This window comes from Paenibacillus sp. NPDC056579, assembly GCF_042793215.1.
In the GTDB taxonomy this organism is placed as follows: Bacteria; Bacillota; Bacilli; order Paenibacillales; family NBRC-103111; genus Paenibacillus_S.
The window spans coordinates 219887-229407 of sequence record NZ_JBHTVD010000002.1 but is presented as its reverse complement, the minus strand read 5'-3'; the positions used below and the strand labels follow the sequence as shown (position 1 = coordinate 229407).

Genomic DNA, 9521 nt, shown 5'->3' with positions numbered 1-9521 from the left:
CGGATTTTCCGCGTTACAGCGGTGGCTCAGGCACGATGCTGCTTCTCCGAGACTCTGTAACACGGTTTTTCCTTCTTACAGCTGGGCTCGAGGCGCTCGACCGCCACTGTAAAGCGGATTTTCCGCGTTACAGCCTGGCAAGACAACAGCCTCAACGAAACGAAATGATACGCCTACTGCAAGCCTTAGCCAATTTCGTGCGGGTCGCCATACCGCCCCCGAATAAAACGAAAAGCAGAGCACGCTCCCATCCACTGGAGCGGCTCTGCTTTGATATTACTTAATAATTACGGCATACACCTTGCCCGGTCCGTGAATACCGATCGTAAGATCGTTCTCGATGTCCGCGCTTCGGCTAGGACCCGTGATCAAATTCAAGGACGACGCATAATGGCTTCCGTCCGACTTGCCTTGCGTGATGCTGCTGAAGCCTTCGCCCATCCGCGTTACCAGCTGATCCGCGCGGAACACAGCGAACAGGATATCGGTCAGCAGGCTGACCGAGCGTCCGCGCTGCGGCGAGCATTGCAGCATAAGCGTGCTCGTGTTGGCGACGGCGTAGTCCGGCCAAATGATGCCGAGCTGGCAGCGCTCCGTGCGCTTCAGCAGCTCGCTGCGTTTGGCCCAGTTGGAGCTGGCGTCGGCCGCAGTCTCTCCGTCTGCACCGTCGGTCGCTTTCCACGGCACGACCTCGACGCCCGCTTCGGCCAAAGCCTCGTCAAGGCCGAGGCCGATCAAGCCGTCGTGCTCCCAGCGCGATACATGCGTTACGCCCAGCTCCGCGGCTACTTCCTTTAGCCAGGCCCCGATGCTCTCCTTGGCCTCGGCTTCCTCCACTACCAGAACCTTGCCCGTTAAGGCGGTCCAGTTCTGGATGAACAGCTCGATTTTCTCGTCGGTGGTTCGCTCGATTTGTTTATAGAAATCCGGTGCGCCGCGGAACGGCCGCTCCGGAGGGGTGCTTGAAGGCGCTTGGCGTCCCAGCCGGGACGAAATGTTGGCGATGAACGCGTCGCGGCCGTGAATTTGTCCTGGATTAATGCTCATGCGGCTTACCTCCCTTATTCACCGGCGCATCCGGCGCTTTAGCGATGACCGGCGCCGATTTCAGCTCCTGCTGCAGCGCTTCCCAGCGGTCGCGGAACGACTGCTTCGGCTTCATCGGGAAGAAGCGCGACTGCGTCCAGCCGGACATCGGTCCCGGCCCTTTCTTGATGAAGCCTTTGCTGATAAAAGGCTTCTGCATATAATAGGCGGATTTCGTCGCCATTTTGTACAACGTCACGCTCCCGAACGCCGTCTGGAACGACTTGAAGGCTACGCGCTCGGCCAGCGGGGTCAAGCCCATCTTGACCTTGCGGGCGCGCAGCTGCACGAGCATATCGTGCAGCGGAATCTTCACCGGGCATGCCTCATAGCATGCCCCGCACAGACTGGAAGCGTAGGCCAGCTGGCCCGCTTCCTTCATGTCCTGCTGCAGCAGCGGCGTCAATACGGCCCCGATGGGGCCGCTGTATACGCTGCCGTAGGTGTGTCCGCCGACGTGACGGTACACGGGGCACGCGTTCAAACAGGCTGCACATCGGATGCAGTGCAGCACCTCTTGGAACACCGGATCGCCGAGCTGCGCCGAGCGTCCGTTGTCCAGAACGATGAGATGGAGCTCCTCCGGTCCGTCGAGCTCGCCCTCGCGGCGCGGTCCCGTAATCATCGACGTATACGTCGTCAGCTTCTGACCGGTCGCGCTGCGCGCCAGCAGGTTCAGTACGACCTCCAGGTCGTCGTACGTAGGCACCAGCCGTTCCATCCCCATGATGACAACGTGAGATTTTGGAATCGTGCTCACCATACGGCCGTTTCCTTCATTAGATACCAGCGTGATCGCACCGGACTCCGCAACGCCGAAGTTACATCCGGTCAGGCCGATGTCCGCCTCCAGGAAATAATTGCGCAGCCGCTGTTTGGCATAGCCGGCCAGTATTTTCGTTTCCGGCGGAAATTGCTCGCCGGATTCGTTGTTGAACAGCTCTGCGATCTGCTGCTTGTTTTTATGAATCGCTGGAATGATCAAGTGAGACGGCGTTTCTTTCGCCAATTGAAGAATATATTCTCCCAAATCGGTCTCGATCGCTTCGATGCCGCGTTCCTCCAAATGATGATTCAGATGGATTTCCTCGGACACCATCGATTTCCCTTTGGCCACAAGCTTCGCCTTGCGCTGCTCCGCCAAATCCATAAAGACTTTGACGGCTTCGTCCGCCGTACGGCAAAAATAGACGTGCCCGCCGGCTTTGGACACATTATCGGTAAACTGGGTCAAATAATAATCCAGATTATCAACGACATGCTTGCGGATCTGCTTGCCGCGCTCGCGCCATTCTTCCCATTGGCCGAAGTCGTCCATCGCCTTCAGCTTGGCGGTTTTCAGCTTATCCGTCGTAAAAGCGACCGCTTTGCGCAGAAATTCGTCGGCCAGCGCTTCTTCCGTTCTTTTCTTCAGCCCAGTACCGATCAATTGCTTCTCATCGACCTGATTCACCGTTCTTCACTCCTTCCTCCAGCAGCTGCGCCAAATGCATTACGCGAACCGGCTTGTTCTCTTTGTTCAAACGGCCCCCGATGTTCATCAAGCAGCCCATATCAGAACCGACGAGCACGCTGGCTCCGGTTGAGCATACGTGGCCTGCCTTCTCGCATACCATTGCTTCGGACATATCCGCCATTTTGACCGCAAACGTACCGCCGAAGCCGCAGCAATCTTCTTTTTTCGGAAGATCGATGTACTCCAGCCCCTTGACTCCCGTCAGCAGCTTGTTCGGCTCATCCTTCACGCCGAGAAACCGCGTCGCATGGCAAGATGCGTGATAAGTAACCTTTTCGTTAAATACCGCTCCCAAATCCGTTACGCCGAGAACATTCACAAGAAATTGCGAAAACTCGTACGTTTTAGCGATCAGCTCTTCCGCCTTGAGCTTCCATTCGGGTTCGCTCTCGAACAATTGAGGATAATAGTGGTGAACCATCCCTGTACAGGAGCCGGACGGCGAAACGACATAATCGCTATGTTCAAAAGCACGGATCAAGCCGCGCGCCACTTCTCTTGCCTCATCCTGATAGCCGCTGTTGAAGGCAGGCTGCCCACAGCATACTTGCGCATCCGGAAAATCTACCTCACAGCCGTACCGGTGCAGCAATCTGACAACGCTTTCCCCCACCTCGGGATAAAGCTGGTCTGCCAAACAAGTAATAAATAAAGAGACTCGCATAGGGTTCCCTTCCTTTATTCATAAAGTAATTGTTATGTTATCAGGTTATCAGATAAGTTGGTTTTTGAAAAGGATTATTTGTCGAATGGCAGCAAATCCAGTGCATGTTTCCATCCTTTAGCAGCAGCCTTGGGAGGAAGTGATGATCTTGGCGGAGATCAGCAATAATCCGGGTGAAGTCCTTGCCGGGCACCTCCGCCCTACGGCTGCATTGAGCAAAAATTTAGAAAAAGCCGATGCTTTATACACAAATCTAAAGCAGCTGCGTGGGGCTGCCTTTTGTAATGAAACCGAATATAACATGGAGTATCGTTGCTGCCAATGACATCGGTACAACGGTCAAGCTCGGAATCCCTATCTTTTGCTCTGCTTGGCCCCAAGTGACTATTCGCATCCGTCAATCACTCCTGCCTCATCTAGCCCCGGCCCGCCGCAATTCGGCTTCAATATGACTATGCCCTTTAACCTGCGCCCAGGCAAGAGGTGTCGACCACGGTGCGCCCGACTTATTCGGATCGGCGCCGCGCTCCAGGAGCATTGCAACCATCTCCTTGTGTCCCCAGCGGGCTGCGAAACCAAGCGGAGTAGAACGATACTCCTCGTCGACGGAATTCATAGCAGCACCATAATCAAGGAGCAAGCTCGCCTTCTCCACATCCCCCTCCTGCGCCATATCGTGCAGAAGAGTAACATGCTGCCAATTCATGTGATTCGGATTCATGCCATGGTGCAGAAGAAAGGCAGCGATTTCGTAGTGCTTGAAATAATAGTACCGTCCCCACTTCGTAACGTCAGGCACACGTGCGCCATAACGGATTAACAGCGCGAGCATCTCTCGTTTGCCATCGCGCGCCGGTCCACATAGTATGCCCTCTCCCCAAAAAGCGCTTGCTTGCCGCAGCAGCTCTGGGTTCGCTGCAATTATCTGTTCAACCTCTACCAGCTTGTTATCTTCCACTAAGGTATGGAAGTGATCCAAATCGCCGGTTGTATCTACTGCGCCATATTCAAGAAGAAGGCGTGTTAGCTCGGGATCTTTACGCGCCTGGAACAACGCGCTGCCGCTCGATTCCGGCGCAGTATTCGGGCTCGCCCCATATTCAAGCAGCAGCTTCACCATTTCATGCTGCCGCTGATACACCGCGTTCCAAAGAGCCTGTCCGAGAGGTGCGCCCTCTTCCGGCAAGCTCGGGTTCGCACCGTGCTCGAGCAGCAGCTTAACCATCTCGAAGTCATTACGCCGTGCAGCAGCCGAAATGGGCCGTCGATGTGAAGAGTCCTCAAAGTTAGCCGAATTCGGGTCGCGCCGAAGCGCCTCTCGTACATAGTGGTCATCACCAAGCGCTGCAGCAAGATAGATGTTGTATTCTGCCCCTCTTGCTAGCAGCATACCGGCAAGAACGCCTGCTAGCGGCGCTGGCTTGCTGCCTCGGTCCACAACACAGTTAATGGGGCGTATACCGTCGGAACGCATGGCATCCGGGGCTGCACCGGCATCGAGCAGGACCTTCATGATCTCCGGATGACCACCCCTTGCAGCCTGATGAAGAGCCGTTTCGCCGGTTTCGTTGCTGACAAGAGCCAGTTGGGGATTGCGTGACAAATCAAATCGAATCCTATCGGCATCGCCTTTTCGAGCGGCCTCCAAAAATTCAGAAAGGCCTTCCATGACAGGAAACCGCTTAGACAGGGTGTTTAATAAAATATTTGCAATCTCATGATATCCGCGATCCTGTGCCATTGTAAGAAGCGAGTCTTGAAACGGATAAGTACGATAGGCAGGATCAGCTCCTTGTTCCAGCAAGTAACGGACAATGTCCAGATGGCCTTCACGAACCGCGAAGTGGATTGGCGGAGTGTAGTTGTATTCGCAGTGGTTCAATTCGGGCCGATGCGAAGCGAGTCTCTTCACTCGTTCCAAATCCCCGTCCCGGCTTGCACTGAGCATGTCCCATACATCATCGTCCTTCAATTCTCCAGGTCTTAACAACGTCATCCGCTCCCCTTTCGGATACTATGGATCCTACATCTTTTCGAGTATGGTGTTAAACGGTATCAACGAGAAGTACATCAATAGCTAACAAGGTCACTAACTTCAAATCACCTGTAGGGGCTTCTGCGAATGGCTAGAAAGCTGTCTTTATACTATTCGTGAAGGGAATAAAGCTATCCTCTCAGTCGCTCGGGTCAGCACAGACGATAAAGGGAGCAGCTGCCGCGGCGGTCTGCTCCCTGGTTATTGAATAGCGTATCTCGTAAAAATAAAACTGCGCATCACTTTTTCAAAAACTTCAACAGCACCTGCTCGACATGGAACAGATGTCTGCGCATCGCTTCCTCTGCCTGGGCCGGATCGCGGTCGCGCACCGCTTCATAAATCGCTTTATGCTCCTTCAGCAGCTGGCTGGAAACCGTTTTGCTTGAATACATTTGAATCCGTCTCGTTTCGCGGATCGCGGTTTGCATTTGCGTCGAGATCGAATCGATCATCCGCTCCATGATGGAATTGTGAGTCGCCTGCGCCAAGGTAAGGTGGAACAGCATGTCGGAACGCTCCCCTTCCTCTTCATTGCCCAGGAAATCTTCCATATTGCGCAAAACCGCTTCAAATTTCGCCATATCCTCGTCTGTGCGCTTTTCCGCTGCCAGTGCCGCATTGGAAATTTCGAGCGCCTTCCGCGCTTCAATCAGCTCCACGACCGTCTCGCGGCTCATTAACAGCGAATCGAATACGGGAAGATCCACATCCTGCGACTCGATACTGCGGACATAGCTTCCTTCGCCTTGATGGATTTCCACCAGTCCCATGGCCTTCAAAGCGCTAAGCGCTTCTCTGACGGTAGATCTGCCGACCTGAAACCGTTCGGACAGCTCCTTTGCCGAAGGCAGCTTTTGACCCGGCTGCAGTGCGCCGCTCACTATTTGCTCTTTAATTTGATCCGCAATGACTTCATATATTTTACGCGACGATATTTTCTGAATTTCCAAGTCGTCCGCCCCCTGTGCATCAACATGATTACTAACCCTAACCGCCCATCAGCTCACGCTTATTATACCCGCTTGCAAGGCGGAAAGCCAATTGTTACCTGTTATTTTCTCATTTCGTTTCATGCTCATCACAGTGTGAGTACGAGGGGGATTACACGTATCCTTTCGACGTTTGCCGGAACAGTCCGGGCGTCATCCCTACCGTTTTGCGGAACAGCCGGATGAAGTAGTTATAATCGCTGAACCCTACCTCCGCGGCGACCTCGGGAATCGGAATCGTGCTGTGAATGAGCAGCCGTTTGGCCCTGTCCATGCGAAGCGTATGATGATACTGCAGCGGGGTTAATCCCGTATGCTTCTTCAAGCAGCGGGCGGCATAGTCGAAATGAAAATGCAGCTCCTCCGCCATCCGTTCCGCTCGAAACGGCTCCATGTACCGTTCCTGCAAATAATCCTTCACTTGCTCTGCGACGGTATAAGAACGGGTGGAGCGTCTATACTCTTTCACTCCCGACTGCAGCTGAGACAGTAAACGTCCCATGGCGACCTGCAAATCGACCGCATGCTCCAGCGTCAAGCTGTCGCGCAGCTGCAGCATATCCTGCAAGGTCGGAATAAGCGGCTTCATGTCCACCTTGCCGTACTTGGGCAAAAATAAATACTGCTCCGCCGGCGCAAGATCCAAATCGGTTCCTCTGCGGACAAGCGTCGACCAAGGAATGTGCTTCTCCGCCATGCGCGCCACCGGGCGGCTGTGCCTGAAATGAAGCCAATACAGCTCCGTGTCCCCGGTGCAAGACCGGTGTCCGTAGTGCGTTTTGCCCGGCTCCAGCAGCAGGACCTCGCCAGCTTCCACCTCATAGGGAGTCTCATCCTCGGTCATATAGAGAGCACCGCTGCAAACCAGAACGAGATCGTACACCTCGAAGCACCGCTCAAAATGCTGCATCCCGCTCCTCCATACGGAGTGTCCGGCCGTCAAAAATTGCGGCAGCGGCGGAATCGATAGCTGTAAAATATCCATTGGGCACTCCTTTCTCCCTGCAAACCAAACGATGCTACTCCAGTGTAGTGGACGGACTGGCAAAATACAATCGAATTTGGTCGATATTGTGCTATAAATGGTCGGCCTCTTACCTATGCCAAGCTTCCATTCCGTTCTATAGTGTATAATGTAACCGCTTTTTTAAGTGATCTGAAATCAACAAGCATTCAAAGGAGCGTGTCTATTTTTATGCGTTTTCGCCAGGTCCATCTCGATTTTCATACTTCAGAAGCCATTCCGCATATCGGAAGACAATTTTCCAAGCAGCAATTCCAAGACATGCTGAAAAAAGGCAGCGTAGATTCCATCACCATCTTCTCCAAATGCCACCACGGCTGGGCGTATCACCCTACGGAAGCGAATGAAATTCATCCGGAGCTTGAATTCGACCTGCTCGGCGCGATGATCGAAGCCGCTCACGAAATCGACGTCAAGACGCCGGTGTACATATCCGCCGGATTGGACGAGAAGCTGACCCGCCGCCATCCGGAATGGCTCATCCGCGATATTAACGACAATACGAACTGGGTCGACGGGTTCATGAAGCCGGGCTACCATCAGTTCTGCTTGAATACGCCTTATCTGGATATTCTCATCCGGCAAATCGAGGAAGTCGTACGCAATTATGATGCCGACGGCATTTTCCTGGATATTGTCGGCGTTCGCCAGTGCTACTGCCATACTTGCGTTCAGACGCTTAGAGACGCAGGCCAGGACCCCCGCAACAAGGAAGCCGTTATTGCCCTGGGCGAGAGAACCTATGCCAACTATGCATCGAGAGTCCGCGAAGCGATCGACGCGATCAAGCCGGGACTGCCGGTATTCCATAACGGCGGCCACATTCGCCGCGGACGCCGGGATTTGGCGGGCATGAACTCTCACCTGGAGCTGGAATCATTACCAACCGGAGGCTGGGGATACGATCACTTCCCGCTATCCGCACGCTATGCGCAAGGGCTTGGCATGAATTATCTCGGCATGACCGGCAAATTCCATACGACCTGGGGCGAATTCGGCGGCTACAAGCATCCGAATGCGTTGAGGTACGAAACGTCGCTTAGCATCGCTAACGGCGCCCGCTGCTCGATCGGCGACCAGCTCCATCCGGAAGGCTTGATGGATCCCGCCACCTATGAGCTGATCGGTGCCGCTTACCGCGAGGTCGCCGAGAAAGAGGCGTGGTGCAAGGATGTAAGAAGCGTAGCCGACGTCGCTTTGCTTTCAGTGGAAGCCGTCGCTTCCCAAAAAGAAGAGAAGCGCGAGGATCGTTCCGGCACCTCGGACGCAGGTGCTGTGCGGATGCTGCTGGAAGGCAAAATCCTGTTCGACGTCGTGGATACGGAGAACGATTGGACGAAATACAAAGTCGTCATTTTGCCTGACCAAGTCGTTGTGAATCCGCAGCTTGCGGCCAAGCTGAACGATTATTTCGCCCAAGGCGGCAAGGTGCTCGCTACCGGGCGTTCCGGCTTGAACGAGGCGGGAGACGGCTTCGCGATCGACCTTGGCGTTGCCTGGGAAGGCGAGAATCCTTACAAGCCGAGCTTTTTCCGCCCTCATTTCGAGCTGGCAAGCTTGCAAAACGCTGCCTTCGTCTTTTACTCCGACGGCCAACAGGTTCAGTTGACGGACGGTACGTCCCTCGGGCACCGTGAGAATCCGTACTTTAACCGCGATGTGTTCACCTTCTGCTCGCACCAGCATACGCCTAGCGCACAGCAGGATAACGGGCCGGGCATGGTGGAAAGCCGCAACGGTATTTATTTTGCCTGGAACGTGTTTGCCGATTATGCCGGGAAAGGCAGCCTGGCCTTGAAGGAAAGCGTATTGTTCGCCTTGAACCGGCTGCTTACCGACAAGACGCTCAGCACCACTTTACCGGCTCAGGGCATCGTCACCTTGATGGAGCAGCCGTCCGAGCGGCGTTACGTCAACCATCTTCTTTACGCTACTCCGGTCAAACGGGGCTCCGGCGTAGAGGTGATCGAGGATATCGTTCCCCTGTATGATGTCCGTGTGACACTGAAGCTCGACAAGCCGGTTAAGCGTGCGTATTTGGCGCCGCAAATGGAAGAGCTCCCGATTGATGAGGCTAACGGCAGCGTATCTTATACGGTACCTAAGCTGGAATGCCACCAGATGGTAGTGCTGGAAACTCTTTAAACGATGTAAAAAAAGCGTTCGTCCTTGTAAAGGGCGAGCGCTTTTTCATGTGGGGTTTT

Annotated in this window: 9 protein-coding genes; 3 read left to right on the top strand and 6 right to left on the bottom strand. The window is 54.3% G+C overall.

Annotation, left to right across the window (positions count from 1 at the left end):
- A partial coding sequence (locus ACFQ88_RS08550) for a hypothetical protein (protein ID WP_379453819.1) occupies positions 1-284 on the top strand: 284 nt, incomplete at its 5' end.
- On the opposite strand, the gene ACFQ88_RS08545 is transcribed toward ACFQ88_RS08550, so the two are convergent.
- Genes ACFQ88_RS08545 through ACFQ88_RS08535 form a run of 3 tightly spaced genes read right to left on the bottom strand, consistent with a single transcriptional unit; the run spans position 277 to position 3266 of the window.
- Entirely contained in the window at positions 277-1047 is a 771-nt protein-coding gene (locus ACFQ88_RS08545) for a LutC/YkgG family protein (RefSeq protein WP_379453818.1), read from the bottom strand. The two genes, ACFQ88_RS08550 and ACFQ88_RS08545, sit on opposite strands and share 8 nt — an antisense overlap.
- Entirely contained in the window at positions 1037-2539 is a 1503-nt protein-coding gene (locus ACFQ88_RS08540; protein WP_239632779.1) for a LutB/LldF family L-lactate oxidation iron-sulfur protein, read from the bottom strand. The genes ACFQ88_RS08545 and ACFQ88_RS08540 overlap by 11 nt, the downstream gene beginning before the upstream one ends.
- Positions 2523-3266 (bottom strand): (Fe-S)-binding protein, encoded by a 744-nt coding sequence (locus ACFQ88_RS08535; protein WP_379453817.1) that lies wholly within the window; start codon positions 3264-3266, stop codon positions 2523-2525. The genes ACFQ88_RS08540 and ACFQ88_RS08535 overlap by 17 nt, the downstream gene beginning before the upstream one ends.
- 148 nt (positions 3267-3414) lie before the next feature.
- On the opposite strand from ACFQ88_RS08535, the gene ACFQ88_RS08530 reads away from it, so the two are divergent.
- Entirely contained in the window at positions 3415-3591 is a 177-nt protein-coding gene (locus ACFQ88_RS08530; RefSeq protein ID WP_379453816.1) for a hypothetical protein, read from the top strand.
- A gap of 87 nt (positions 3592-3678) precedes the next feature.
- Here ACFQ88_RS08530 and ACFQ88_RS08525 read toward each other — a convergent pair whose 3' ends face one another.
- The 3 genes from ACFQ88_RS08525 to ACFQ88_RS08515 form a co-directional block, all read right to left on the bottom strand.
- Positions 3679-5256 (bottom strand): ankyrin repeat domain-containing protein, encoded by a 1578-nt coding sequence (locus ACFQ88_RS08525; protein WP_379453815.1) that lies wholly within the window; start codon positions 5254-5256, stop codon positions 3679-3681.
- Positions 5257-5540: 284 nt separating this feature from the next.
- The gene (locus ACFQ88_RS08520) at positions 5541-6254 is read right to left on the bottom strand and encodes a FadR/GntR family transcriptional regulator (RefSeq protein WP_239632773.1); all 714 of its coding nucleotides are present in this window, start codon (positions 6252-6254) and stop codon (positions 5541-5543) included.
- Between the two features lie 151 nt (positions 6255-6405).
- A complete protein-coding gene (locus tag ACFQ88_RS08515) occupies positions 6406-7278 on the bottom strand; it encodes a helix-turn-helix transcriptional regulator (RefSeq protein ID WP_239632770.1) in 873 nt (290 codons plus the stop codon).
- 210 nt (positions 7279-7488) lie between these two features.
- Here ACFQ88_RS08515 and ACFQ88_RS08510 point away from each other — a divergent pair, with 210 nt between their 5' ends.
- On the top strand, positions 7489-9462 hold the full coding sequence (locus ACFQ88_RS08510; protein WP_379453814.1) for a beta-galactosidase trimerization domain-containing protein: 1974 nt from the start codon (positions 7489-7491) through the stop codon (positions 9460-9462).
- The last annotated feature ends 59 nt before the right edge of the window (positions 9463-9521 follow it).